Source organism: Brevundimonas sp. ALps5, assembly GCF_058681645.1.
Window position 1 is genome coordinate 3,757,800 of the sequence record NZ_CM178744.1, and the last position, 26,275, is coordinate 3,784,074.

Annotated in this window: 23 protein-coding genes; 6 read left to right on the forward strand and 17 right to left on the reverse strand. The window is 69.4% G+C overall.

Going from position 1 to position 26,275, the window contains the following annotated elements:
- The first annotated feature begins 46 nt into the window (after positions 1 to 46).
- Positions 47 to 382 carry an endonuclease domain-containing protein gene (locus ACW172_RS17960; protein WP_492035013.1) on the forward strand — a complete coding sequence of 112 codons (336 nt, stop codon included), beginning with the start codon at positions 47 to 49 and terminating at the stop codon, positions 380 to 382.
- Positions 383 to 436: 54 nt separating this feature from the next.
- Here ACW172_RS17960 and ACW172_RS17965 read toward each other — a convergent pair whose 3' ends face one another.
- Genes ACW172_RS17965 through ACW172_RS17975 form a run of 3 tightly spaced genes read right to left on the reverse strand, consistent with a single transcriptional unit; the run spans position 437 to position 5,718 of the window.
- Positions 437 to 2,779: a GH92 family glycosyl hydrolase gene (locus ACW172_RS17965; protein WP_492032788.1), complete on the reverse strand. Its 2,343-nt coding sequence runs from the start codon at positions 2,777 to 2,779 to the stop codon at positions 437 to 439.
- A gap of 30 nt (positions 2,780 to 2,809) precedes the next feature.
- Positions 2,810 to 4,102 (reverse strand): metal-dependent hydrolase family protein, encoded by a 1,293-nt coding sequence (locus tag ACW172_RS17970; protein ID WP_492032789.1) that lies wholly within the window; start codon positions 4,100 to 4,102, stop codon positions 2,810 to 2,812.
- On the reverse strand, positions 4,102 to 5,718 hold the full coding sequence (locus ACW172_RS17975; RefSeq protein ID WP_492032790.1) for a M28 family peptidase: 1,617 nt from the start codon (positions 5,716 to 5,718) through the stop codon (positions 4,102 to 4,104). Before ACW172_RS17975 ends, ACW172_RS17970 begins: the two co-directional genes overlap by 1 nt.
- Positions 5,719 to 6,286: 568 nt before the next feature.
- On the opposite strand from ACW172_RS17975, the gene ACW172_RS17980 reads away from it, so the two are divergent.
- Complete coding sequence (locus ACW172_RS17980) at positions 6,287 to 6,574, forward strand: hypothetical protein (RefSeq protein WP_492032791.1); 288 nt, start codon at positions 6,287 to 6,289, stop codon at positions 6,572 to 6,574.
- On the opposite strand, the gene ACW172_RS17985 is transcribed toward ACW172_RS17980, so the two are convergent.
- The 9 genes from ACW172_RS17985 to ACW172_RS18025 all read right to left on the reverse strand — a co-directional run bounded on the left by ACW172_RS17985 (position 6,571) and on the right by ACW172_RS18025 (position 18,144).
- Positions 6,571 to 7,446: a crotonase/enoyl-CoA hydratase family protein gene (locus tag ACW172_RS17985; protein ID WP_492032792.1), complete on the reverse strand. Its 876-nt coding sequence runs from the start codon at positions 7,444 to 7,446 to the stop codon at positions 6,571 to 6,573. The genes ACW172_RS17980 and ACW172_RS17985 overlap by 4 nt on opposite strands.
- 68 nt (positions 7,447 to 7,514) lie before the next feature.
- Positions 7,515 to 8,717 (reverse strand): chromate efflux transporter, encoded by a 1,203-nt coding sequence (chrA, locus tag ACW172_RS17990; RefSeq protein WP_492032793.1) that lies wholly within the window; start codon positions 8,715 to 8,717, stop codon positions 7,515 to 7,517.
- 196 nt (positions 8,718 to 8,913) lie between these two features.
- Entirely contained in the window at positions 8,914 to 11,769 is a 2,856-nt protein-coding gene (locus ACW172_RS17995) for a M16 family metallopeptidase (protein WP_492032794.1), read from the reverse strand.
- 98 nt (positions 11,770 to 11,867) lie between these two features.
- Positions 11,868 to 12,281, reverse strand: coding sequence for a MerR family transcriptional regulator (locus tag ACW172_RS18000; RefSeq protein WP_492035014.1), 414 nt, complete (start codon positions 12,279 to 12,281; stop codon positions 11,868 to 11,870).
- A gap of 121 nt (positions 12,282 to 12,402) precedes the next feature.
- Entirely contained in the window at positions 12,403 to 13,344 is a 942-nt protein-coding gene (locus ACW172_RS18005) for a 2-hydroxyacid dehydrogenase (RefSeq protein ID WP_492032795.1), read from the reverse strand.
- A gap of 15 nt (positions 13,345 to 13,359) precedes the next feature.
- On the reverse strand, positions 13,360 to 14,484 hold the full coding sequence (locus ACW172_RS18010) for an acyl-CoA dehydrogenase family protein (protein ID WP_492032796.1): 1,125 nt from the start codon (positions 14,482 to 14,484) through the stop codon (positions 13,360 to 13,362).
- Positions 14,481 to 15,401 carry an acyl-CoA dehydrogenase family protein gene (locus tag ACW172_RS18015; RefSeq protein WP_492032797.1) on the reverse strand — a complete coding sequence of 307 codons (921 nt, stop codon included), beginning with the start codon at positions 15,399 to 15,401 and terminating at the stop codon, positions 14,481 to 14,483. The genes ACW172_RS18010 and ACW172_RS18015 overlap by 4 nt, the downstream gene beginning before the upstream one ends.
- Positions 15,398 to 16,564: an acyl-CoA dehydrogenase family protein gene (locus ACW172_RS18020; RefSeq protein WP_492032798.1), complete on the reverse strand. Its 1,167-nt coding sequence runs from the start codon at positions 16,562 to 16,564 to the stop codon at positions 15,398 to 15,400. Before ACW172_RS18020 ends, ACW172_RS18015 begins: the two co-directional genes overlap by 4 nt.
- Complete coding sequence (locus ACW172_RS18025) at positions 16,564 to 18,144, reverse strand: AMP-binding protein (RefSeq protein WP_492032799.1); 1,581 nt, start codon at positions 18,142 to 18,144, stop codon at positions 16,564 to 16,566. The genes ACW172_RS18020 and ACW172_RS18025 overlap by 1 nt, the downstream gene beginning before the upstream one ends.
- A gap of 342 nt (positions 18,145 to 18,486) precedes the next feature.
- Here ACW172_RS18025 and ACW172_RS18030 point away from each other — a divergent pair, with 342 nt between their 5' ends.
- The 3 genes from ACW172_RS18030 to ACW172_RS18040 all read left to right on the forward strand — a co-directional run bounded on the left by ACW172_RS18030 (position 18,487) and on the right by ACW172_RS18040 (position 21,473).
- Positions 18,487 to 19,566, forward strand: coding sequence for an AraC family transcriptional regulator (locus ACW172_RS18030; protein ID WP_492032800.1), 1,080 nt, complete (start codon positions 18,487 to 18,489; stop codon positions 19,564 to 19,566).
- 147 nt (positions 19,567 to 19,713) lie between these two features.
- Entirely contained in the window at positions 19,714 to 20,703 is a 990-nt protein-coding gene (locus ACW172_RS18035; RefSeq protein ID WP_492032801.1) for an acyl-CoA dehydrogenase family protein, read from the forward strand.
- Positions 20,704 to 20,723: 20 nt separating this feature from the next.
- Complete coding sequence (locus ACW172_RS18040) at positions 20,724 to 21,473, forward strand: class II aldolase/adducin family protein (RefSeq protein ID WP_492032802.1); 750 nt, start codon at positions 20,724 to 20,726, stop codon at positions 21,471 to 21,473.
- 3 nt (positions 21,474 to 21,476) lie between these two features.
- On the opposite strand, the gene ACW172_RS18045 is transcribed toward ACW172_RS18040, so the two are convergent.
- From ACW172_RS18045 to ACW172_RS18065, 5 genes are read right to left on the reverse strand one after another with little or no spacing between them, the layout of a single operon-like run.
- A complete protein-coding gene (locus ACW172_RS18045) occupies positions 21,477 to 21,938 on the reverse strand; it encodes a MaoC family dehydratase (RefSeq protein WP_492032803.1) in 462 nt (153 codons plus the stop codon).
- A gap of 1 nt (position 21,939) precedes the next feature.
- On the reverse strand, positions 21,940 to 22,725 hold the full coding sequence (locus tag ACW172_RS18050) for an enoyl-CoA hydratase (protein WP_492032804.1): 786 nt from the start codon (positions 22,723 to 22,725) through the stop codon (positions 21,940 to 21,942).
- Positions 22,722 to 23,639, reverse strand: coding sequence for an SDR family NAD(P)-dependent oxidoreductase (locus ACW172_RS18055; protein WP_492032805.1), 918 nt, complete (start codon positions 23,637 to 23,639; stop codon positions 22,722 to 22,724). Before ACW172_RS18055 ends, ACW172_RS18050 begins: the two co-directional genes overlap by 4 nt.
- A gap of 13 nt (positions 23,640 to 23,652) precedes the next feature.
- Complete coding sequence (locus tag ACW172_RS18060) at positions 23,653 to 24,552, reverse strand: LysR family transcriptional regulator (protein ID WP_492032806.1); 900 nt, start codon at positions 24,550 to 24,552, stop codon at positions 23,653 to 23,655.
- Between the two features lie 16 nt (positions 24,553 to 24,568).
- Positions 24,569 to 25,399: a cupin domain-containing protein gene (locus ACW172_RS18065; RefSeq protein WP_492032807.1), complete on the reverse strand. Its 831-nt coding sequence runs from the start codon at positions 25,397 to 25,399 to the stop codon at positions 24,569 to 24,571.
- A gap of 153 nt (positions 25,400 to 25,552) precedes the next feature.
- Here ACW172_RS18065 and ACW172_RS18070 point away from each other — a divergent pair, with 153 nt between their 5' ends.
- Entirely contained in the window at positions 25,553 to 26,272 is a 720-nt protein-coding gene (locus ACW172_RS18070) for an SDR family NAD(P)-dependent oxidoreductase (protein ID WP_492032808.1), read from the forward strand.
- Positions 26,273 to 26,275: the final 3 nt, after the last annotated feature.

Consider the following 26,275-nt stretch of genomic DNA (forward strand, 5'->3'; position numbering starts at 1 on the left):
GCCTGACGGGATCAGCTATACGCGTGCAAAGGTGTTCCGGCGTGTGATGACGCCACCGGAGGCGCGGCTTTGGACGCGGCTGCGCGGCAAGCGGCTGAACGGGGTCAAGTTCCGCCGTCAGCACCCGGTCGGCCCCTATATCCTCGACTTCTATTGTGCGTGGGTGAAGCTGGCCGTGGAGGTGGATGGGGCGTCGCACAGCACCGAGGAACGGGCGGCTCACGACCGCCGGCGAACGGCGTGGCTGGCGAAGCAGGGCATCCGGGTGATCCGGTTGCGGGCTTCGGACGTCCGCGACGAGATCGAGGGGGTGATGGACTTCATCCAGCGGTCTGTGCGTGAGAGAGCCCCTCCCGGCTACCACGGTGTCACCCCCTCCTGACCGCTGCGCGGTCTGTCCTCCCCATCGCCCTTCGGCGATGGAGAGGTGAACGTCTCAGCGCCCGAAGCCCGTCATCGAATACGGCCTCGCCGCCGCACCGGACCCCCAGCTTCGATTCGGTCGCGCGCTCATGACGAAGCGGAGCTCCCCGCCCGTCCGGATTTCGTCGTCGCCGATCCAGCTGCGGGTGAGGGGGCGGCCGTTCAGGGTGACGGAGCCGATGTAGGGATGGGCGTCCGAAAGGCCTTCGGTCACGACCGTGAACTTCCGCCCGTTCGGCAGGTTCAGGACCGCCCGATCCACGAACGGCCGCCCGATGACGTACTGGTTGCTGCCCGGCGTCACCGGATAGAAGCCCAGGCCCGTGAACACCAGCCAGGCCGACATCTGGCCGAGGTCGTCGTTGCCGGCGAGGCCGTCGGGGCGGGCGTGGTACTGGCTGTCGACGATCTGTTTCAGCCGGGCCTGTGTCCGCCAGGGGGCGCCCGCATAGACGTACATATAGGCCGAGTGGTGGCTGGGCTCGTTGCCGTGGATGTACTGGCCGATCAGGCCGGCGATGTCCTCGGCGTGGGAGTAGTCCAGCTTCGAATTGTCGAAGTCGAACATGGCGTCGAGCTTGGCGACGGTGGCCGCATCCCCGCCCATGGCGCCGACGATGCCGCCCAGATCCTGGGGCGCGAACCACGAATACTGCCAGGCATTGCCCTCGGTGTAGTCCGATCCGTAGTTGATGGCGGTCGGGTCGAACGGGGTGCGATAAGAGCCATCGGCCTTGCGGGCGCGCAGGAAGCCGGTCTCCCGGTCGAAGCTGTTACGCCAGTTCTGCGCGCGCTTCTCGAAGGTGGCGGCGATGTCGGCATGGCCGAGGTCGCGGGCCATGCGGGCGATGGTCCAGTCGTCATAGGCGTATTCGACGGTCTTGGACGCGGCCTCGGGCTCCCGGTCGATGGGGACGTACCCGAGGTCCATATAGTCGCCGAGACCGCCGTAGGGGCGGTAGGTTGCGCTGGACACCATGGCCTTCAGCGCCGCCTCGCCGTCGAAGCCGCGGAGGCCCTTCATCCAGGCGTCGGCGATGACCGGAACGGCGTGATAGCCGATCATGGTCCAGGTCTCCTGACCCGCGAACTGCCAAACGGGCAGCAGGCCGTAGGGGCTATGCTGCTGCGACGCGATCAGGGAGTTGATCATGTCGGCATTGCGCTGCTCGGGTTGGACCAGGGTCAGCAGCGGATGCTCGGCGCGGAAGGTGTCCCAGAGCGAAAAGGTCGAGTGGAAGGTAAAGCCCTCGGCCTGATGCACCGCCTGATCGGGACCGCGATAACGGCCGTCGACGTCACCCATGACACTGGGGGCCATCAGCGAATGATAGAGGGCGGTGTAGAGGGTGGTGCGCATCTCGGCCGGGGCGTCGATCTGGACCGCGCCCAGGGCCTGTTCCCACGCCGTCTTGGTTGAGGCGCGCAAGCCGTTGAAATCGAAGTTCCCACCCTCGCTGTCGAGGTTCTTGATGGCGCCCGCCTCGTCGACGCCGGACAGGGCGACCTTGACGATCAGAGGGCCATCCACCGGACCGAAGTCGAAGACGGCCTCCAGCGCGCGACCCTCGACCTGATCGCGGTCCTCGGGGGTACGGCCGGGCTTGGTGAAGCCGTTGTAGGCGACGTTCTCCTCGCTGTTCTGGATCGAACGGCTGACCATGGGCTTCGAGAACCGCATGGCGAAATAGAGCTGGCGGCCGGGCGCCCAGCCGCGCGTCTCGCGATAGCCGGTGACGGTGCCGTCGGGGGCCACGCGGATGCGCGACCAGGAGACCTTGCCCGGGTAGTCGTAGATCGACAGGCGGAAGTCGAGCAGGACCCGGGCCGGGGCGCCCGCCGCGAACTGGTAGCGGTGCATGCCCACGCGGGTGCCGGCGGTCAGCTCGGCGCGGACGCCGCTGTCGGTCAGGTTGACGGCGTAGTAGCCGGGCTCGGCGACCTCGGAGGCCTTGTCGTAGCGGGACCGGTAGCCTGAACCGGGCGTCGCGGCATCGCCGGGCTCCAGCTTGATCTCGCCGGCGCCCAGAGGCGTCAGCAGGACGTCGCCGAGGTCGGAGTGGCCCGAGCCCGAGAAATGGGTGTGGGAGAAGCCGAGGATGGTCGGGTCGTCGTAGCGATAGCCTGAGGCCCAGTCATAGCCCTGACGCAGGACCTTGTGCTCGGTGTCGGGGCTCAGCTGCACCATGCCGAAGGGGGCGACGGCGCCGGGGAAGGTGTGGCCCTGACCGGCGGTGCCGATGAAGGGATCGACGGCGTCGTAAGGCGACGGCGTGGCTGTCTGCGCCATCGCGAAGCCTCCGGGACCGACGGCAAGCGCCGCGCTGAGGACCATCGCCACCATCCGACGCACCATGACTCACTCCCTGCTGATCGCGCCGGGACTTCACATGATCGCGGGCTGGACCTCAAGCGGTTCCGGGGTGCGAACGACGACGCCACCCTTCATGACCCATCGCACGGCCTCGACGGCGGCAATGTCTTCGGTCGGGTCGCCCTGAACCGCGACCAGATCGGCCAGCAGGCCGGGGTTCACCGCGCCCAGACGGTCGTCGAGGTGGAAGATGCGGGCGTTGCCGCCGGTCGCGGCGATCAGGGTCCGGGCGGGCGACAGGCCGGCGGCGACCATCAGCACCATTTCCCGCGCATTGGTCCCATGGGCATAGACCCCGACGTCGCCACCCATGCACAGCGTCACGTCCGCCGCCATGGCCGCCGCGAAAGCCCGGCGCTTGGCCAGCACATTCTCCGGCGCAGGCTCCTGACCGTTCCAGCCGCGATACCGGCTGATGGCGTCGGTGGCGGCGAGGGTGGGACAGAGCGCCGTCCCGTGGTCGTGCATCAGGCGGAAGATCTCGGGCGTGCCCGCGTCGCCGTGCTCGAGGGTATCGGCCCCCGCCAGGATGGCGCGGCGCATGCCCTCGGCGGTTCCGGCGTGGACGGCGACCAGACGGCCGGCGGAATGGGCCGTCTCCACCGCCAGCCGCAGCTCGGCCTCGGAGAAGGTCGGGCGACTGGGCTCGCCGGGTCCCCAGCGGTAGTCGGCATAGAGTTTGACGATGTCGGCGCCCGCCCCGATCTGACTGCGCACGACGCGAACCAGGGTGTCGCCGTCGGCTTCTTCGGCGCCCAGCGGAACCTCGACGCCCGGCTCGAAGCCCTTCGGACCATAGGCGCCGGTGGCGACGATGGCGCGGGTCGCGACCAGCATGCGCGGGCCGGGAATGATCCCCTGATCGATGGCCTTCTTCAGCCCGACATCGGCATAGCCCGCCCCCTCGGTGCCGAGGTCGCGCACCGTGGTGAAGCCCGCCATCAGGGTCAGCCGGGCCGCGACGGTGGCGCGCGCGGTCCTGAGCGCCAGAGGCTCGTGCAGCACCTGATCGTCCCACGACGTCTCGTTGTAGGGATGCAGGAAGAGGTGCGAATGCCCCTCGATCATGCCGGGCATCAGGGTCATGCCGGGCAGGTCGACGACGCGGGCGTCGGCGGGGGCGGTCAGGTTCGGCCCGACCGCCTCGATCCGCTCGCCACGCACCAGGACCTGCCAGCCCGCATGGGCTTCCGGATTCACGCCATCGAAGACGCGGTCGGGGCGCAGGAGGGTGGCCTGAGGGGCCGTTTGCGCCAACGCCGGACCCGCGATCAGGGCCAGCAAAACAAGCAGCAGCGCCCTCATCACGGCTTGCCCGCCGAGGTCGCCGTCGCCGGAGCGAGGGGGCTGCCGGGGATCCAGTGCGGGGCCTGGTCCACGTCGGCGACGCGGCGGGTCAGGGTTTCGTAGAAGCGGTTGAAGTCGCCCGCAGCCTTCCAGTCGATCGGGGTGGTCAGGTCGTCCGCCGGCATATGGTAGCGGGTCTGGTACCAGAGGCGGTAACGGGCCTCGGCCTCCGTTCCCGGGTCGTAGCCGAAGATGAAGCTGATGCCCGGAACCCCCTTCTGCATGAAGGGCCAGTGGTCCGAGCGGCGCAGCAGACCGCGTTCGGGCTCCGGGTCAGGCCGGACCTCGACGCCCATCTCGCCGGCGATCTGACGGGCCACCGTGCCGAGGGTCGTATCGTTGACCGCGAGGGTCGTCAGGATGGTCAGGGGATAGAGGGGGCGGAGCTGGTCGAGGTTGAGCACGGCGACCGGCAGGCCTTTCGCGCCCATGGCCGGGGTCGGGTGATCGGCCAGCCAGCGCGAGCCCAGCAGGCCCTTCTCCTCGCCCGTATAGGCCGCGAAGACGACCGGACGGCGCAGGCCCTTTCCGCCGAAGTGGTCGGCCATCTCGATCAGGGTGGCGACATAGGCGGCGTCGTCCAGCGCGCCGTTGTAGAGGCCGTCGCCATCGACCGGCTCGCCATAGCCGTAGCCGTCGAGGTGGGCGTTCACCAGCACCGGCTGGTCGGCCAGGGCCGGGTCGGTTCCGGGCAGGACGGCCAGAACGTTTTCAGATGAGTAGTCGCTTTCCTTGATCACAAAGGTCAGGCGCATCCGGGCCGGGATGTCGAAGGCGGGCAGGGGGGCGGCGGCGACGGCCTTGACCAGGATATCCGCCGCGTCCTGACCCGAGCCTGCGATGACAGCGGCCAGCGCCTCGCCGCTCAGGCGCAGGACGGGATAGGCGGTTGCGTTCCGGGGCGTGGCGCGCGGGGGTTCGGCGCCCGCGAAGCTGACGGTCCGGGCATAGGCCACGGGCCAGCGCGGCGGCTCCACCGCGAAGCCGACGTCGTCGATGTTGATCAGGCCGACGGCGCCGCCCGCCGTCACGGCATTCATCCGTTCGACGCCCGTGACCATGCCCGCGCGGCGTCCGGCGAAGCAGACCACGATCTTGCCGCGCACATCGCCGATCTCGTCGCGCGAGCAATAGCCCCGGAAGGCCAGCGGCGCCTCGAGGCTGGCGGGCAGATCCGCGCTGGGCGACACGGAGATTTCGCGCAGGAACTGGAGGGGCCGGGTCGAGCCGTCATCGCCGACGACGGTGAAGCTGGTCCCCGCCTTGACCACGGCGACCTCGTGCAGGGGGATGGACTGGATGAAGGTCCCGTTGTCGCCCGCCGGCTGAAGCCCGGCGCGGCGGAAGCGGTCGATCACATAGGCCACGGCCTTGCGATAACCTGCCGAGCCGGTGTCGCGGCCCTCCATGTCGTCGCCGGACAGGGCGGAGGTCGTGCTCCACCAGGCGACGGTCGTTGGGTCGGTTCCGGGCGGCGGTGTTGAGACGGACGTGGGGGCCTCGGTCGTCGCACAGGCAGCGAGTCCGGCGAGAAGAAGGGCCGAGACCGCCGCCTTGAGTCCATGCCGCCGCATCATCGCCCACTCCCGTTCAACACGGCAGGGAGAGGAGGCGTCCGGCCGGACAGAGTCAATCTGTTCGCTGATGCAATACCCGGGCGGGGGCCGGTTTCGCGTGTGCGGGGTATGGGCTTGGCGGCGGTACGGAAGCGGCCACAGATGTCGCTCGGGCTGTAAGGCCGGAGCGGGGGCTCCGGTGACTTTGGGGAATAGTTCGTATGCCGCAGGAAATCATCGCCGCCGCCGTGGGTCTGGGCCTGGTCGGGACCGTGTGGGCCGTGCAACGGTTGATCGTCCTTTCGGTGTCGCGCCGGGAACGTCTGCGTTTCTGAGGGTGCAAACCCCTGTTTTCTATGATTTGTAGAAGGCGGCCAGGGGGGCAGCCTTGGTCAGGCGGCCCGGTGGATTTTCCAGTCACCAAGCCGGGTCGCCTCCATCACCCTTGCGGGGCAGCGGCGGCAATCGCCTGCTGATCGGGCCTCTTGGGGCTTCTTGAAAAAATCTTCTGAGGTCTTCGGGTCGCGGCGCCGTCGTACAAGCGGAGCCCGTGTTCGCGGCTCGTGCAGTCCTGCGGGAGGCCGTCATGAACTACAGTGAACTGACGCCCGAAGAGATCGACATCTTCCACCTGCTGGCCGAACAGGCCGGTCAGGTCGCCACCCGCCTGTTGGCCGAACGCGGGATCGACACCCTGCAGCAGGTCACGCCCGAGACCGGACGCCGGGTCCTGCGTCAGGCCTGGCTGGAGGTCGCCGAGACCTGGTTCGCCGAAAGCGGCATGGAAAACCTGGAGCAGGCCATCCCCGAGTTCGTCGAGGCCATGATCGGCTGCTGCTCGACCGTCGGAACGCCGGGCCCGACCCTGCACTAGTCGCCGAACAGGGCTTCCAGACCGCCAGGCAGGGCCGAGGCGCGATCCTTGAACACGGCCTTGCGCTTTTCCATGAAGGCGGCGACGCCCTCCTTGCCGTCGGCCTGGCTCATGTCGAACATGGCCAGGCTCTCGATCAGATGCGCCTCCAGCGGATTGGGCAGGGCCGGATTCCGGCGCAGCATCTGACGCGTTAGGGCGACGGCGGCCGGTGACCGGTCGGTGATCAGGCGGCGCGCGAAGGCCTCGGCCTCGGCGAGAAGCTGGTCCGGGGCGTGGACCGAGCGGAGCAGACCCGCTGCGCGGCCGGTCTCGGCGTCGAAGATGTCGCCGGTCAGGCACCACTCCAGGGCCTGCTGCTGGCCGACCAGACGCGGCAGGAACCAGGTCGAACACGCCTCGGGCACGACGCCGAGCCGGGCGAAGACGAAGCCGATCTTCGCCTCGGTCGACGCCATGCGGAAATCCATGGCCAGGGTCATGGTCGCGCCCACGCCGACCGCCGCGCCGTTGATGGCGGCGATGACGGGCTTTCTGCAATTGTGGATGGCCAGAGCGACCCGGCCGCCCTTGTCGCGGATGTTCCGGACCACATAGGGATCGTCGAACCCGTCCCTGAGCATGGCCAGGTCGGGTCGCGCGGTCTCATCCAGGGCGAAGACATTGTCCGGCCGGGTCAGGTCGGCGCCGGCGCAGAAGCTGCGGCCGTTCCCCGTGACGATGATGGCGCCGACCTCGTCGTTCGCACTGGCCTCGACGAAGGCCGCCTCCAGTTCGTCACCCATGGCCTCGTTGAAGGCGTTCAGCTGATCGGGCCGGTCCAGCCGGATCCACAGGATGCGATCGTCGAGCTGAAGGTTCAGGGTGGACATGGCGGGCCCTCGGGACAGGACAGGCGGTCCCGATACAATCCTCCGAGGCCGCCGTCGATCCGCATCGCCTAGCGGAACACAAGCCACCCGGCGAGCGCCGCCGCGGCCAGGACCACGAGCCCGGCATAGCGGCTCTTCCAGAACCAGACGACGGCGAAGGCGGCGGCGAAGATCGCCAGGGCGGCCGGGATCGAAGGGACGCGCTGCAGCGTCGCCCAGCCCAGCTGGAGGCTGGTGGCGGCGATGATCCCGACCACGGCGGCCGCGACCCCAGACAGCAGATGATGCAGGCGCGGATCGGCGACCACGGCCTCCAGCCGCTCGTAGAAGATCATCGAGAAGGCGAAGGCGGGCAGGAAGACCCCGGCGGTCATGGCGAGCGCTCCGGCCCAGCCGCCGACGACGAAGCCGACGAAGGTGCAGAAGATGACCAGGGGCGCCGGGATGACCCCCGCGAAGGCGACGCCGTCGAGGAAGGGCCCGTCGCTGATCAGGCCCCGCCCGACGGTGTCGGTGCGGACATAGGGGATTGCCGTATAGGCGCCGCCGAAGGTCAGGAGGCCGGCCTTCAGTCCGGTCCAGAACAGGGCGAGCGCGCCCGGTGCGGCGCCGGCGGCGGCGGCGGCCGCAGAAGGGGCGGACGTCTGACCCAGGCCATGCAGCCCGACGGCGATCACCACAGCCGCGAGGACGACGCCGCCGGCCAGCACCCGGCGATCGCCCTTCAGCAGGGCATAGGCCAGGCCGCCGGCCAGCAGCACGATCCAGAAGCCGACGCCTAGCAGGGTGGCGGCGAACCCGGCCAGGGCCACGCCCCAGAGCCAGCGGTTCTCGAGGATGTGGGCGCCGATCTTGTGCACGGCGCGCATGATGACGGCGACGACGGCGGTCTGGACGCCGAGGAAGGCCCCGGCGAGCAGACCCATGACCGGGGCCAGCGAGACATAGGCCCAGCCGATGGCCAGCATGATCAGAAGGCCGGGCAGCATGAAGCCCAGCCCCGCCAGAAGCCCGCCGATCCGGCCCCGGGCGCGCATGCCGAGGTGGACGCAGAGCTCGTGCGCCTCGGGTCCCGGCAGGACCTGAAGCACGGCCAGCAGCCGGTTGAAGCGGGGGCTGGAGATCCAGCCCTCCTGATCGACCAGCTCGCGGCGGATCATGGCGATCTGGGCGACCGGCCCGCCGAAGGCCAGCAGGCCGAAGCGAAGGAAGCGCGCGAACAGGGCGGGAAGGGTGAGGGCGGGCGGAGTGGGTTCGTCGAGGGTCGTCACAACAGGGCTCCAGGCCGCGCGAAATCGCACGGTGAAAGGAGCGGCGCTTGGACGGGAGACGTCTGACCGGGCGTCCGCATGAGCCCGCACCGTCAGCATAACGCGGGTTCGGCGGCGAGGGGAAGTGGCTGTTGAAACGACGACCGCCCCCGGGACGGGTCCCGGGGGCGGCTGAAGAGGCGTTGGCGAACCGGCCTTACTGGGCGGAGCGGACTTCCACCGGCAGGCCAAGCGCGTCCAGCTGGGGCTTCACGACCGAGGCGTCGCCGACCACGACCCAGACGAACTGATCGGGGTGGATGACCTGGCGGGCCGAGGCATCCAGCTGGGCGGCGGTCAGGGCGCGGGTGCGACTGGACAGGGTGGTCTGATAGTCGTCCGGACGGCCGTACAGGGCGTTGGACCGCAGGGCGCCCAGGATCTGGGCCGAGGTCTCATAGCTGCCAGCCAGCTGACGGGTGTTGCCGTTGATGGTCCGCTCCAGCTCCTGCGGCGTGACGCCGTCGGTCTCCAGGAAGCGGTCGTACTGGGCGATCAGGGCCGCGACCGACTCGCCCGTGCGGTTCGACTGGACCGGGGCGTTGACGATGTAGGGGACACGGTGCTCCAGCTGATTGACCGTGCCACGCACCCCGTAGGACCAGCCCTTGGTTTCGCGCAGGTCCGAGTTGATCCGCGACAGGAAGTCCGAGCCCAGGGTGACGTTGGCGGCGTTCAGAGCCAGCAGGTCATCGGTGCCCGACAGCGGCAGGACCGCACCGCCGTAGATCAGCGACTGCGGCGACTGCGGACGGTCGATCAGGACGATGCGGTTGGTCGGCGCCGGAACGGTGTTGGAGAAGGTCTTCACACCCTTGGCGATCGCCGGGGCACGCCAGTCGCCAAAGGCGGCCTCAAGCTGCGGCGTGACCTGGGCCAGGGGAAGGTCGGACACCACGAAGATGGTCGCATTGTCCGGACGGATCCAGGCGTCGTGGGTGGCGACCAGATCGTCACGGCTCAGGGCGGTGATGGTCTTGTCGTCGCCCGTACCGGTGAAGGAGCGGCCATAGGGGCTATCGGCGCCATAGAGCAGCGGCGGCAGGGCGCGGGCGGCGATGGCGCCCGGGTTGGTGCGTTCGCTGGCGAGGGCCGACAGGCGCTGGGCGCGGACGCGCTCGATCTCCGCCGGAGCGAAAGCCGGGTTGCGGACGACATCGGCCAGCAGGGTCAGGGACGGCGTCAGGTTGGCGGTCACGGTCGACAGGTCGGCCGAGGTGCGGTCCATGGAGGCGCCGACGTTGATGGCCGTGCCCAGCCGTTCCTTCTCCTCGGCCAGCTGGTTGGCGTCGCGGGTGGTGGTGCCCTCGTCCAGCAGGTCCAGCATCATGGCCTGGGCGCCGAGGCGGTCGGCGGCGTCGGCGGCGTAGCCGGCGTTGAACTCCACGGCGACCTTGGTCACCGGCACGGTGTCGACGTGGGCGTAGACCACCTTGATGCCGTTCGAAAGCGTCGCGCGCGAAACGGCCGGGAAGACCAGGTCCGGCACCTGGCCGATGGCGGGCATCGGGTCGCGGGCGACGCGCTGGATCTCGGCGGCCGGGATCGGAGCAGGCTTGTCGGCGGCAGCTTCGGCATAGGGCTCACGCTCGCCGGGGGCGATGGTCATGTCGAAGACCGGACGGGTCAGCCAGCGCTGCATGACGGCCGTCACCTGGGCCGGGGTGACCGAGGCGTACTCGGCCAGCTCCTTCTTGTAGTGGTCCGGATCGCCCGAATAGAGCTGACCCTCGGCCAGGACGTTGGCCTTGCCATTGACCTGTTCCAGGCTCTGGACGACGCGCGAGACATACTGGGTGGCGACGCGGGCGACCTCCTCGTCGGTCGGGCCCTTGGCGATGTAGTCGGCGACGATGGCGTCGAGCTGGCGGCCCACGGCGGCGGCGTCCTGACCCGGTTTCACATCGACCGAAATCTCGAAGATGCCGATGCGGTGGAAGTCCTGCAGACCGGCCGAGACCGAGACGGCGGTCTGTTCGCCGCGCACCAGCTGGTTGTCGAGGCGCGAGGAGGCGAGGCCGCCCAGGACCTGGGCCGCGACCGCCAGGGGCACGGTGTCGTCGCTGGTCAGGCCGGGCACGGCCCAGCTGCGCGTCAGGCGGGTGTTGGCGACGCGGTCATGCATGGTGGCCACGATCGGGGCGGCCAGGGTCGGCACCGGGGCCTCGGCCGGGGTGTTGACCGGGCCGCGCGGGATGGCGCCGAAATAGGTCTGGGTCAGGGTGCCGGCCCTGGCCTCGTCGATGTCACCCGACAGGACGACGATGGCGTTGTTCGGGCCGTAGTTGTCGCGGAACCAGTTGCGTACGGTCTCGAGGCTGGCGGCGTCCAGATCGGCCATCGAGCCGATGGTCGAGTGGCGATAGGGGTGGCCTTCGGGGAAGAGGGCTTCCAGCTGGGCGTATTCGAACAGGCCGTAAGGCTGGTTGTCGCCCTGGCGCTTCTCGTTCTGTACGACGCCGCGCTGCAGATCGAGGGTATCCTGACCCAGGGCGCCGAGCAGATAGCCCATGCGGTCGCTCTCCAGGAACAGGGCCTGTTCCAGCGCCGGGGTCGGGACGGTCTCGAAATAGTTGGTGCGGTCGAACCAGGTCGTGCCGTTCAGGTTCGACGGGCCGAGGTTGCGCATCCGGCCGAGGTAGGAGCCCGGGGCGTTCTCCGAGCCGCCGAACATCAGGTGTTCGAACAGGTGCGCGAAGCCGGTCGAGCCGGCCGGCTCGTCCTTGGAGCCGACATTGTACCAGACGGACACGGCGACGACGGGCGCCTTGTGGTCCTCATGCACGATCACCGTCAGGCCGTTGTCCAGGGTGAAGCGCTTCCACGGGATGTTGACCTCGGACACCAGGGCCGAGACGGGCGCGGCCTGCAGCTCGGGGGCCTGGGCGGCGGTGGCCAGGGCCGCGGCCTCGGGCGCGATGGCGGTCTGGACGGCGGACGTCTGGGCCAGAACGGAGGTCGCGGGCGCGATCACGGCCAGGAGGGCGGCAAGCGAAACGGAACGAAGACGCATGAGGGGAACGGTCCTTTTGCAAAAAGCGCGGGGACCTTACCCGAGCCTCGCCGGGGCACAATGCTTCACGGATGACACAGTGAGGCTTCGGGGCTCTCTCACTGAAACTGGTCCAGCAGGGTCCGCAGCTGACGGGTCTGTTCCTGCAGGTCGTCGAGGCGAGCCTGAAGGGCGGCGAAGACCTTGGAGCGCACGCCGTCGTCGCCGACGTCCTCGCCTTTCAGGATGGCCCGAATATCGCTGACCGAGTGGCCGGTGCGGCGCAGGGTGACGATCAGCTCCAGCGCCCGGCGGGTTTCCGGCTCGTAGTTGCGTGCGCCCTGCGGGTTACGCGCGGGGCGGATCAGCTCGACCTGTTCGTAGTAGCGGAGCGCCCGATGGGTGGTGCCCAGCCGTTCGGCCAGCTCCTTGATGCCCATGCCGCTGCCGTTGACCGAAGCGCGGCGAGGTCTTCCGCCACGCGCGGGATGACGCGGCCTGCGCCAGAGTTCGGCGACGTCGGGTTCGATCATGGCCACGGCGGGTCTCCAAGCCTTGGAAGGATATCTACCCGTCAGTAGCATGACGCGCCGTCAGCGGCATTGACGGCTCATGCCAACCCCTTGACCGTTTCCGACGCCGCGGGCTGCTGGATCAGGCCTTCGGGCGAGAGGCGTCGAGGACCGGATGGATCAGGGAACGGCCCGCGAAGAAGGCGCGCAGATTGTCGCTGACCGCCTCGAACATCAGATCGAAGGAGCGGCTCGATCCGCCGCCGATATGGGGCGTCAGAACCGTGCCGGGCGCGGCGAGCAGTTCAGGGCGGACGGCCGGTTCGTCGTCGAAGACGTCGAGGGCGGCTCCGGCGAGGGTCCGAGTGTGAAGCGCGGCGATCAGGGCGTTCTCGTCCACCGCTGAGCCGCGCGAGACGTTGATCAGGAAGCCGTGGGGGCCGAGCGCGCTCAGGACCCGGGCGTCAACGATCCCGCGGTTTGTCTCGTCAGCGCGGTGAGCGAGCACCAGGATGTCCGCCCAGGCGGCGAGATCATTCAGGTCGGCGAAGAAGGGCCAGTCGAACTCCGGCTTGGGGCGGGGGCCGCCATAGGCGATCTGGACCTCGAAGCCTGACAGGCGGCGCGCGATCTGCTGGCCGATGGCGCCCATGCCGAAGATCCCGACGCGGCGTCCGGTCAGGCCAGGGGCGCCGAAGAAGCGGTGTGGGTCGTCGCCCCTCCAGAGGCCGGCGCGCAGCAGGCGCTCGCCGTCGCCGAGGCCGCGCGTGACCGACAGGATCAGGCCCAGCGCCAGGTCGGCGACGGCGCCGGCATTGGCGCCGGCGGTGTTGGTCACCGCTATGCCGCGACGGCGGCAGGCCGCCAGATCGATCATGTCATAGCCCGTGCCGATACAGGCGATGATCCCGAGGTCGGGCATGCCCTCGATCCAGCCGGCATCGGCGCGGAAGACGCCGTCGATGATCAGGCCGCCAACGCCCTCGCGCCGGTCAGGATCGAAGGTCAGGTCGAAATCGACCTCCAGCGCACGGCGATGGCGGTCGTTGATCGCGGTCGTGACGAGGATCAGCGGACGCGTCATGCCTTGAACGGGGGCCTAGCGCGGGCCGCGCGGCAGGCCGAGGACGCGCTCGCCGATGATGTTGCGCTGGATCTCGGCGGAGCCACCCGCGATCGTCTCGGAGAAGGCGTCGAGGTAGTGATGGCTGAGGCCGTGCTCGCCGAGGGCCTCGGCCGAGGCGATGCCGAACAGGTCGAGCGCGGCGGCGGAGACGCGCTGGGCGAACTCCGCGAAGCCCAGCCGGACGATGGAGCCGGAGGAATCGGGCACGCTGTCGGCGCTGTCGAGGGCGAAGCGATAGGCCATGGCTTTCTGGGCGGCGCCTTCGGCGCGCAGCCGGGCGATCCGGATGCGCATAGCGGGGCGATCGGCGGGGCAGGCGACGAGCAGGCTTTCCACCAGTTCGATCAGGCCCAGCAGCAGGGGCAGGCTGGCGGTGCCGCGTTCGAAGGCCAGGGTCGACATGGCCGTGCCCCAGCCGTTGTTGACCCCGCCCACGACGTTCTTCAGCGGGATGCGGACGCCGTCGTAGAAGACCTCACAGAACTTGCGGGGGCCGGCCATGGTCTTGATCGAGCGGACGGTGAGGCCCGGCGCGTTCATGGGGCAGATGACCCAGGTCAGGGCGCCGGAAGTCTTGGCCTCAGGATCGGTGCGGACCAGCAGTTCCTGCCAGTCGGCGATGTCGGCATAGCTGGACCAGATCTTGTGGCCGTCGATGACCAGCTCATCGCCTTCGACGCGGCCGCGTGTGCGCACGGCGGCGAGGTCCGAACCGGCGCCCGGCTCGGAGAAGCCCTGGCACCAGATGTCCTCGCCGTTCAGCAGCCGGGGCAGGTGGAAGGCCTTCTGTTCGGACGTGCCGCAGGCGATCAGGGTCGGGCCGGCGTGGTTCAGGCCGACGAAGGAGGCGTCGAGCGGCGAGGGGGCGCCGGCGTGGGCGTATTCCTCGCACCAGACGATCTGCTCCAGAACGCTGGCGCCGCGACCGCCGTAGGCTTTCGGCCAGGCGATCCCGGCCCAGCCGCCCTCGGCCTGGGTATTCTGCCAGGACAGGATGGCCGCGCGGGCGCCGGGGCCGTCCAGCGGATGGGGGTGGGCCGGCTTGTTGGCCTGAAGCCAGTCGCGGGCCTGTCGGCGGAACTCGGCGATGTCGGTCATGCGGCGTCTCCCCAGGCTGCGACAGCTGCCGCGCGCGCCTGACCGGTCGATCCGCCCAGCTCGCCCACAAGGGCGCGCAGGCGGTAGGTCCAGTAGTGCAGCGGATATTCCAGCGTCAGGCCCATGGCGCCCGAGAACTGATGCAGGTCGAAGGTGAACTGCGGAATGCGCGCCTGGACGAAACCGGCGGCGATGGCGGCGTCGTCGTCGCGGCCGGACCAGGCGGCGCGGAAGGCCAGCCATTTCGCGGACTCGGTCGTCTCGGCGGCCATGGCGAGGCGGTGCTGGATGGCCTGGAAGGCGCCGAGCGGCCGACCGAAGGCCTGACGCGTACTGACGTGCTCGACCACGGTGGCGACGGCGGAGGCCATGCAGCCGGCGGCTTCGGCGGCGAGGGCGATGCGCCAGACGCGGCGCAGCAGGGCGACGTCGGCGAAGACGGTTCCCGCGCCCTCATCGACCTCGGTCAGGCGCCCATAGGGATAGGCGAACAGGGTCTCGACGGGGGCGACTCTGGCGGGATCGACCGAAAGGATCAGGGCGTCATCGCCGCGATCGACGATCAGCATCTTCGCCATCGGCAGGTAGCGAGCGGCCCGCAGGGGGTTGCCGCTGGTCAGGGCGACGGGACGCAGGCCCGGCTCCAGCCCGAGGGCGGGGGCGATGATGGCGGTCGAGGCCGCCTCCACCGTCTGGGGCAGGCGGGCCAGCCGTTCGACGATCAGGGCGGCGTCCAGCAAGCCGAAGCCGTCCTCGCGCGCGATGTCGAGGAAGCCGGACTCGCTCAGCACCGCGTCGAGGCCGTGGGCGTATTCGGTGAAGACCGGTTCGGTCGGGGCGGGCGGCGCCTCGGCGGCCAGAAGCTGGTCGAGGCCGGTCAGCAGGCTGGTCTGGTCTTCGTTGAGACTGAAGTTCATCGCCGGCCTCCTTCGCCCGGAAGCTCGAGCCAGCGGCGCGCGATCAGGTTGAGCTGGATTTCGGCGGCGCCCGAGGCGACCCCGGCGGCGATGGCGCGCTGGTGGTGGGCCTGCTGCACCGGGTCTTCGCCCAGAAGGCCCTCGGGCAGGAACTCGGTCAGGAAGTCGTTGACCCCGTTGTCGGCCAGAACCACGGCCCAACGGGCCACCGCGCCATAGGCGTCGGGCGGCAGGTCGCGCGCCCGGGCGTCGACGATGCGGTAGACCAGCATCCGCGCCGCTTCGCACAGCATCAGGGCCCGGCCCGCGCGGTCCTGCACCACCGGATCGGCCCAGCGCCCATCGGCCTTCAGCCGCCCGACCGCCCGGTCGAGGATTCGGCGCGAGAACTCGTAGCGGGGAATGCCGACGCGTTCGTTCTGCAGGGCGAAGGTGATGATCTCCCAGGCCTGACCTTCCGCGCCCAGCCGGTTGGCCTCGGGCACGAAGACCTCGTCGAAGAAGACCTCATGGATGTCGCCGTCGCCGATCAGGGACGGGATGGACTTCACCTGGATGCCCGCCGATCTCATGTCGGTCAGCAGGATTACGATGGCGGCCTTGCCCGTCGCGGCGCCCTCCACGGCGGGGACGCGGGCCAGCAGAAAACAGGTGTCGGCGCGGCCGGCGTAAGACGTCCAGACCTTGGCGCCGGAGACGCGGTAGCCGCCCTCGATGGGGGTGGCGGTGGTGCGCAGCGAGGCGAGGTCCGACCCGGCCGAGGGTTCGGAGAAACCCTGACACCAGATGGCCCGGCCCTCGCGGATCGGCGGCAGGTAGCGGTCCTGCTGGTCCGCCGTGCCAAAGCGCATCAGGACCGGACCGATCCAGTTGATGTTCATATACTGGGGGCCCCGCGGTTCGCCCGCCGACCAGACCTCCTCCGCCATGATGAACTGACGCCAGACGCCTTCGTCGCTGCCCCCGAAGGCGCTCGGCCAGTTGGGGACCAGCAGGCCTTCGTCAGCCAGGGCGGCGCAAAAGTCATAGGAGAAGTCGGTCTGGACCTCGCTGCCCGGACCGTGCAGGGCGATCTCTTCCCAGTCGTCGGGCAGCATCCGGTTCAGGACCGAACGGATGCGTTCCCGATGCGCGACCTCGTCCGCCGACCAGCCGAACTCCATCAGGCCGCTCCCCGCGTCAGGTCGGCGCGCAACACGTGCTTGAGCACCTTGCCGGCGTCGTTCTTGGGCAGGGCGTCGAGGACGGCGACCTGCTCCGGTATCTTGAAGGAGGCCAGACCCGCCTCGCGCAGGAAGGCACCGAGTTCGACCACATTGGGCGCGTCGCCGTCGCGCGGCACGATGACGGCGCAGGCGCGCTCGCCGGTCGTGACGTCGGGCAGGCCGACCACCGCGATCTCGGCGATGCGCGGATGCGTGACCAGAATGTCCTCGATCTCCTTTGGGGCGATGTTCTCGCCCTTGCGGATGATGATGTCCTTGGCCCGGCCCGAGATGACCAGACAGCCGTCGTCCCAGCGGCCGAGGTCTCCGGTGCGGTAGAAGCCGTCGGCGTCGAACACCGTGGCCTCGTCCTCGGGGTGCAGATAGCCGACCAGCATCTGCGGTCCCCGGGCGCGGACCTCGCCGGTCTCGGCGACCGCTTCGTCGGCGTCGATCAGACGGACCTCGGCGACGCCCGGCCGGCCGTCGGTCTCGGCGGCCAGGTCGACAGCGCCGGCTTCCAGCACGCCGACCGTGGTGACGGGCACCTCGGTGGAGCCGTAGACGCGGGTGACCCGGGCCTTTTCGAACCAGTCTGCGGCGGCGCGGATCAGCGACGGCGGCACGGCGGCCCCGCCGCAGATGAAGACCTTCAGATCGGGCAGGTGGTCGTCGGCGGCCCGCGCCGCGGCCAGCAGTTGTTCGAGGAATGGGGTGGCGCCGGCCATGTGCGTGCAGCCATGCCGACGCATCAGGGTCAGGCCCGGCTCGGCCTCCCAGCGCTCCATCAGGACGGCGGTCGTGCCCAGCAGCAGGGGAATCTCGAAGGCATAGATCGAGCCGCCGATGTGGCTGACGGGCGAGGGCACCAGGAAGACGTCGCCGGGTTCGATCAGCCAATGCGCCTGAAGCTGACGCACCAGGGCATGGATCGAGTTGTGGGTATGCATGACGCCCTTGGGCATCCCGGTCGTGCCCGAGGTGTAGAGGATCATCCGGACCGCGTCGGGCTCCAGCATCGGCAGGGGCGCGATGTCGCCGGTCTCCAGCACCTCGAAGGCCGTGTGGCGCCCGGCCGGGCCACGCAGGACCACGACCTCGGGCGGGGAGGGCAGGTCGGCGACGACCCGGTCCATCATCGCCACATAGTCGTGGCCGCGAAGGTCGGCGGGCACGAAGATCAGCCGGCTGTCGACGTCGTCGAGCATGAACTTCAGCTCGCGGTCCCTGAGCGACGGCAGGATCGGATGGGCGACCATCCCGGCCAGGGTCGTGGCCAGATAGATCAGGGCGGCCTCATGCCAGTTGGGCAGCATGAAGGAGACGACCGCGCCCCTCGGCGCTCGCTCCCGCAGGCGAGCGGCCAGAACGAGCGCGCGGCGACGGAGGTCGGCGGCGGTTAGTTCGATCTCACCGTCGACGATCAGCACCCGGTCGGGCGTCGACAGGGCGGCGCGGTCCAGGGCCTCGGCCAGGGTCTCGCGCACCCACAGGCCCCGGGCGTAGGCGTCCCCGGCGCGGGACGGGTCCCAACGCACGCTCCGGTTTTCGATCTCGCGGCGCCCGACACCCGCTGAAGCTGAATTGCGCGAATGCACCGTCATTTCGCAGGAATCCCGACGGAACCGAGAGGGCGCGGAAGGGACGCCGTCCGATCCAGACGGCGGGCAGGGCAAGGCAGGGACAGACGCGGAAACATGGCCTTGAGGGTTACGCGGTCGTCGCGCGGCTGTCGTTGACCCAGCACGACATCGTGTCCGCAAATGGCGACCGGCGCCCCCTGTGGCGCCGGCGCCTGCCTTGTCAGGGCCACAGAGACGGGCGCATGATCCGCTTCGGGAACAAGAAGCCGCAAAGGCCGCGTTCATCGAGGAAACACCATGCCGCTGGATTCTGTCCGAGACCGCTCCGCCGACGAGACCGCGAAAGCCGACGCGCGCTTCGAGGTCGTCCATATCGAGACCCTGAGGTTCTTCCCCGAGCTGGTGGCGGAGCTGGGCGGGGACCCGGCGCCCCTGATGCGCAAGGCGCGCATCGATCCCTTCATCTTCGACAAGCGCGGCTCGGTGCTTGAGTACCGGTCCTTCGTCCAGTTGCTGGAGCTGGCGGCGGCGGAGCTGAACTGCCCCGACTTCGGCATGCGGCTGGCCATGCTGCAGGGCGGGCACAAGGTTATCGGTCCGGTGGGCGTGGTGATGAAGAACTCCAAGACCGTGGGTCAGGCCTTGGGCTACTGCGCCAAGCACATCCACGCCTACAGCCTGGCGACCCGGGTGCGGTTCGAGCCGGACCGGGCCAACCACCGCCTGTTCGTCGGCCTCGAGATCCTGCTGGAGAACATGCCCCAGCGGTCCCAGGCGGTGGAGCACGGCCTGCTGCTGGCGAACCGCAACATCCGCGACATCTCCGGCGAGGGAGTCACGGCGCGGGCCGTGATGTTCCGCCATCCGCCGGTCGCGGCGCCCGAGGTCTATCGCGCCATGTTCGGCTGCGACGTCCGCTTCGGTCAGCGTTCCGACGCCCTGATGCTGACCGAGAACGACCTGCTGTGCGAGGTCGCCGAGGCGGATGAGCAGATCTATGAGATGGCGACGTCCTTCATCGACACCCGCTTCCCGCCTGCGACCCCGCCGATGCACGCCCGCGTCCGGGGTCTGGTGCGTCAGCTGCTGGGCGGCGACGACTGCACCAACGAACGGGTCGCGGCCGAGCTGTGCATGCACCCGCGCACCCTGCAGCGCCGCCTGCGTCAGGAGGGCAAGTCGTTCGAGAGCATCAAGGACGACGTGCGCAAGGACCTGGCCCTGCACTACCTCCAGCAGACCGACATGCCCCTGTCGCGGGTGACCGAGAAGCTGGGTTATGCCGAGGCGTCGGTGCTGTCGCGCAGCTGCGACCGCTGGTTCCAGACCTCGCCGCTGCAGCTGCGGCGGCAGGCCCTGATCGCGCCCGCGGCCTGATCCCGGGTCGAGCCCGGGATGATAAGAAGGCAAGTCCCCGACAACACGTGTCGCCTCGCGTCGGGGGTTCGTCTGGAGCCGTCAATGCGGCCGACCGCCTCCCGGGACTAGGATGACCGCCTGTTCGGGTGGTTGAAAGTCGGGTGCATGAGTCGGAGTGGGGGTGAGGGCAGTGAGCAGGGCGGGCGGTATCAGCCCAGCGGCGATCAGCTCGCATTGGCCTCGACCGTGGCGGATGCGCTGGAAAACCTGCTGCCGATCTCACGCCTGCACGCCGCCGCCGAAGAGACCGCGGACACCTGGTCCTTGCTTGAGGGACTGGGCCTGTTCGGCATCGCTCTGGATGAGGACGCAGGCGGAAGCGGACTCGGCGCGGCCGAACAGGTCCTGATCGTCGCCGCCCTGGGCCGGCAGCTGGCCTCGCCCTCGGTTCTCGCCACCATCGGCGCCGCCCACGCCCACTGGAACGGCGGCGGTCCCGCCGGTCTGGACGGACGCCGGGTCGCGCCGGCCTGGGAGGCCCGGGGGCGGACCGCGGTGATCGAGGATCCCGAGGCCGATCTGATCCTGCTGCGCGGCCCCGCGCCCAAGGTGCATTCCGCCCCTGCCGACCTTGATCCGCTGGACGAGGCGCTGTGGACCGTGCGTCTGACCTCGACCGAGGGGCTGGGCAACTCCATCGCCGGCTTCGACGCAGAGGAGGCCCTGCGGCTGAGGCTGTTGGACGCCGCCATGTTGTCGGGTCTGGCCGAGGCGGGACTGCAGATGGCGGTCGCCTATGCCGGGATGCGCGAACAGTTCGGACGGCCCATCGGCAGCTTCCAGGCGATCAAGCACCGTTGCGCCGACATGGCCATGGCGGCCCGGGGCGCGCGCGATCTGGTCACCTTCGCCGCCGTCGCCTTCGACGACGGGCGCGCCGACGCCCGCCTGCTGATCGAGAGCGCCTTCCTGATGGCCGGGCAGGCGGCCCTCGACAACGCCGCGGCCAATATCCAGGTCCATGGCGGCATCGGCTTCAGCGACGAGGCCGACCCCCACCTGGTGCTCAAGCGGACCCAGGTCTGTCTGGCGATCGCCGGAGGGCTGGAGGCCGCCGCCGACCGCGTCGCCGCCGCTTCCCCCGGTCAGGCGTGACCCCAATGTCGGAGATCCCCATGGCCATCGAATCCTCCGTTCCCAACAGCGCCGAAGCCGCCCTGCGGCGCGATCTGGCCGCCGCCTACCGGCTGGTCGCCCATTTCAAATGGGACGATCTGGTCGCGACCCACATCTCGGTCCGGCTGCCTGAAGAGAACGCCTTCCTGATCAACCCCTTCGGCATGCTGTTCGAGGAGATTCGACCGAACGACCTGATCAAGGTCGACATGGACGGCACGATCCTGAGCCCCACGGCCTGGCGGGTGAACAAGGCCGGGTTCGTGATCCACAGCGCCATCCACGCCGCCCGCCACGACGCCCAGTGCGTCATGCATCTGCATACGGCCGACGGCATCGCCGTCTCCATGCTGGAGGAGGGGCTGCTGCCGCTCAACCAGACGGCCATGCTGCTGGCCAACGACATCGCCTTCCACGAGTTCGAGGGCATCGCGGTGGAGATGGAGGAGCGCGAGCGGCTGGCCCGAGATCTGGGCGACAAGAGCATCATGTTCCTGCGCAACCACGGCACCCTGGCGCTGGGTCCCTCGATCCCCGAAGCCTTCGCCTCGATGTATTTCCTTGAGACGGCCTGCACCATCCAGGTCCGGGCCCTGAGCATGGGGCGGCCCATCCACTGGGCGCCCGACGAGGCGGTGCAGAAGGTCGCGGCCTTCCGCCCCAATCAGGGCCATGACACCGCCCATTCCCTGATCTGGCCGGCGCTGCTCAGGAAGCTCGACCGCCTCGATCCGACCTGGCGCGACTGAGCCTCAGGCCGGGTAGAAGAGGGTCAGCCAGTCGGCGATGACGGCGGGGCGGCCCCCATCGCTTGAGTGCCCCTGCAGCTCGATCCGGCACTCGCGCCGCAGCAGGACGCCGTCGCCACGGGCCTCGACCGAAACCACGCTTTCGCGCAGTCGCACCGACGATCCCGCCCGGACCGGCGTCAGGAAGCGGATGCGGTCGAAGCCGTAGTTCAGGCCCATCCGCGCGCCCGCGAAGACCGCGATCTCGCCCGTCATGCCGCCGATCAGGGACAGGACCAGAAAGCCGTGGGCGATGGTTCCGTCCGCCTCCCGGCCGGCGCGGTCGACATCGACATGGATCCACTGACGATCGCGGGTCAGGACGGCGAAGGCGTCGATCATGGCCTGATCGACCACGACCCACCCGGACACGCCGAGTTCGGCGCCGGTCAGGGCGGGCAGGTCGGCGAGGGGAAGGGTGCGCATATCAACCCCGCTTGAGCGGATCGGTGAAGCCGGCGCGGGTCATGGCCCGGAACTCCTCCGAGACATGTGAGATCTGGTGGGTGTCGAAATGGGCCTGAAGCGCCGCGCGGAAGCCCTGGATGTCCAGCGCCCGGTGCAGCGACCGCTTGACCAGCCGCAGGGCGAAGGGCGGCTTGGACGCGATCTCCCGCGCCAGCGCATCCGTCGCAGCCTCCAGCTCCGCGCGCGGGACCAGACGCGAGACCATGCCGCAGTCGAAGGCCTCCTGCGCGCCGACGCGACGGCCCGTGTAGAGCATGTCCTTGGCCAGCTTCAGCCCCAGCACCGTGTGATGCAGCAGGACCCCCGCGCCCGAGGAGGCGAAGGTCCCCACGACCGGATCGGCGAAGAAGGCGTCGTCGGAGGCCACGATCAGGTCGCACAGATTGGCCAGGACGAAGCCCCAGGCGATGCAGCCGCCCTGGACCGAGGCGAGGGTCGGCTTGGGCGCGTCCCAGATCTTCATCGACAGGTCGAAGGAGAAGCGCTGTTCGAAGGCGTAGCGCTCCTCGACGGTGAAGCCCCGGCCATTGTCCTCGGCCGCCTTGAGGTCGTGCCCGGCCGAAAAGTGGTCCCCGGCGCCGGCCAGGACAATGACCCGGACCCGCTCATCGGCGATGGCGCGGTCGAAGGCCGAACCCAGCTCGGTCATGGTCCGCTCGCTCTGGGCGTTGCGGCTGGCCGGGCGGTTGACGGTGATGCGGGCGACGCCGTCCCGGACCGCATAGTCAAGGTGTTCGAACGTCATTTCACGGTCTCCAGCATCGCCAGCCGTTCGAGGATCCGCCCCTCGGGACCCGGCCGGGTCGCGACGCCACGCGTCAGGTCGGCGATCTCGGCGAAGCGGGCGTCGAACATCTCGACGGTGATCTCCTGCGTCGGGTCGAACTGGACGCCCTCGGTCTCGAAATAGTGCAGACGACCGAAGCCCCCGGCGGCGGCGGTCAGGATGGTGGCGGTGACGTCGCAACGCTCGCTGGCCAGCCAGGCGACGGCGGGCGAGACCAGGGCCGGATCCAGCGCCTTCATCAGGGCGTCCTCGGGATCGACCTCGCCCGACATCCGGGTCAGGCCGCCCGGCGAGATGGCGTTGACCAGCACATTGTTGCGCCCGCCCTCCAGCGCCAGCACCCGCATCAGCCCCAGCAGACCCTCCTTGGCGGAGGCGTAGTTGGACTGGCCGAAATTGCCGCCCGTCGCCGAGACGGAGGTGGTCAGGATGACCCGCCCATACTTCTGCGCATTCAGCACCGGCCAGGCGGCGCGGGTGCAGTAGAGGCTTCCCCAGAAGTGGACGTCCATCACCGCGCGGAAGTCGTCCAGCTCCATCTTCGCGAAGGTGCGGTCGCGCAGGATCCCGGCGTTGTTGACGAGGATGTCGAGGCCGCCGAAGGCGTCGAGCGCGGTCTGGACGATGGCCGCCGCGCCCTCGGGCGTCGCCACGCTCTCGAAACTGGGCACGGCCTCGCCGCCCGCGGCCCGGATCTCGGCGACGACGGAGGCGGCGGGGGTCTGATCGCCGCCGGAGCCATTCACCGCCGCCCCGGGATCATTGACCACCACCCTGGCCCCCTGTCGGGCCAGCAGCAGGGCGTGATGTCGGCCCAGCCCCGCGCCCGCGCCGGTGACGATGGCGGTCCGCCCGTCCAGTCTGAGGGTCACGGGTCTCTCCTTGTCAGACGAACAGGTGCTTTTCGCGCGCGACGCAGTCGAGGACGTGGTCGCAGACGGCGCGGTAGCGTTTCACGGCCCGCAGATCGCGGTGAATGATCATCCACAGCTGGCGCACGACCTTGATCTCCTTCGGCAGGACCTGAACCAGATCGCCGGGCGCGTTCTCGACCATGTATCCGGGCAGCAGGCACAGGCCGCCGCCGGCCGAGGCGGCATGGAGCTGGGCGACCAGATTGGAGCTGGCGAACTCCGGCTGGGACAGGCGGGAATAGGCGATGGAGGTCGGGTCGAGCGCCGGCTCGAAATCGAAGTCGCGCATGTATCCGATGAACCGGTGCGGGTTCAGGTCGTCGGCCGAGCGGATGCGCGGCGACCGGTCCAGATAGGCGCGCGAGGCGTAGAGGTAGAGGGAGACGTCGGTCAGCTTGCGGATGATGTGCCGGCTCTGCTGCGGCCGGGTGATCACGAAGGCGACGTCAGCCTCGCGCTTCGACAGGTCGAAGAAGCGCGACTTGGCGACAAGGGTGACCCGCAGACTCTCATGCTGGCGGCACAGCTCGGCCAGCCGGGGAGCGAGGTAGTAGCTGCCGAAGCCGTCGTGGGCGCCGACCCGGACCGGCCCGGAGATCGAGGTGTCGGAGCCGGACACCTCCTCGGAGGCGCCGAGCACGATGCTCTCCACCGCCTCGGTCGATTCCAGGATGCGCTCGCCCTGGGCCGTCAGCTGGAAGACATCCTTCTGCCGGTCGAACAGCTTGGTCTCCAGCGCCCGCTCCAGAGCGGCGACGCGGCGGCGAACCGTGGTGTGATCCACCGACATGATCTTGGCCGCACGCGCCGGACTGCCCGCGCGCACCAGCGTCAGGAAGAAGCGGAAGTCGTCCCAGTTGAGCGGGTTCATCTGGTGGTTCGCGGTTTCAGGCGGCGGCTCCCGCGTCTTCGGGAGCGACCGTCGGGACGGTCGAATAGTCGGCGGGCAGGCACAGCTCGAACACCACATAGTCGGGCGAGAAGCCGGCCACGTCGTGCCGCATGCCGTTGGCCAGACACATGGCGTCGCCGGGGAACATCCTGACCGGCGGCTGTCCATCGACGGCGATGTCGACCCAGCCGGCGACGACGAGGAACATCTGGCTCATGGAATGGACGTGCCAGCCGGTGCCGCCCTCCATCTGACCGATGGCGCGGACCACGTGGATATGGACCCGCCCGCCGGTCGCGGCTGTGGTTCCGAGATCGCGATAGACGAAGAAGGTGCGTGGGCCACCGTCAGCCTTGAAGACTTCGGGGCCATAGCGGCGCACGCCCTCGGGCAGGCGCACGGACGAGAAGTCCAGCGTCGGGTGCGGGGGACGGCCAGTGGTCGTGGTTTCGAAGCCTTCGAAGTCCGCCGACCATTCGACGGCCAGGGCGTCCGAGGTCACGCCCTGAAAGGCGCAGTCGTCCGGGCCGAGCCGCACGGTCGTCCCGTCCGTTCCGGTAAAGGCGATCTCGCCGGAGGTGACATAGAGGAGGCCGAGCGCGCCTTCGGAAGCGGCGCTCCAGCCTGTCGCCTGACCCGCTCCGTCCGCCTTCAGCGCCCGGCCGACGACCTGACCGTCCGAGGCCGCGCCGATGCCGAGGTCGCGTTGCTTCAGGCCGGTGAGGGCGTCGGCCGACCAGGTCGCGCCTTCGGTCCGGGCGAGGGCGAACGTCATCGGCACGGGTTCAAACCGGCTCATCGAAGGCGCGTCGAAGGGTTTGTACATTCTGGGGTTTCCTGATTTCCGCCAGGAGGCGTTCGGCGGCGAGCCTATCGCGTCGTCCCCCTTGGCGAGACGCCTAAGTGCGCGCAGTTTTGCAACTGGACTTGGCAGGGATCGCCATTGCGGCGGCCGGCCCGGAGAGCGACCAAACCCGCCATGAGCATTCCGGAAGACACGCCCCGCACCGCCCTGGTCACCGGCTGCCTCGGCGCCATCGGACAGGCGATCTGCATCGAGCTGGCGGCGGCGGGCTATCGCGTCGTCGGCATGGACCGGATCGAGGGCGCGGCCTTCGCGCAAGGGTCCTACCTGACCTGCGACCTGTCCGATCCGGCCAGTGTGGACGCGGCGATGCAGGCCTATCGCGAGGGCGGCGGCTCGGTCGACTTGCTGGTCAACAACGCTGGCCACTACGACCCCAAACCCTTCTTCGAGACCTCGGTCGAGGACTTCGAACGGTCGGCGCGGATCAACGCCACCGCCCCCTTCCAGCTGAGCCAGATCGTCTCCCGCTGGATGGTCGAGGAGGGGCGGGAAGGGGCGATCGTCAACATCGCCTCCATCGCCGGAAAGCTGGGAAGCCCCATCGTCGCCTATGGGGCGTCCAAGGCGGCGGTGCTGGGCCTGACGCGCGGTCTGGCCAAGGCGCTGGCCCCGCATGGAATCCGCGTCAACGCCGTGGCGCCCGGCGTCATCCGCTCGCCGATGAGTGACGCCATCGCGCCCGAACAGGTCGCGGCCCAGCTGACCGTCACCGCCATGAAGCGACTGGGCGAGCCGGAGGAGATCGCCAGGGTGGTCGTCTTCCTGGCCGGACCGGGCGCGGCCTATATGACCGGCGCCGTCGTGGACGTCGCCGGCGGCTGGATGTCCTGACCG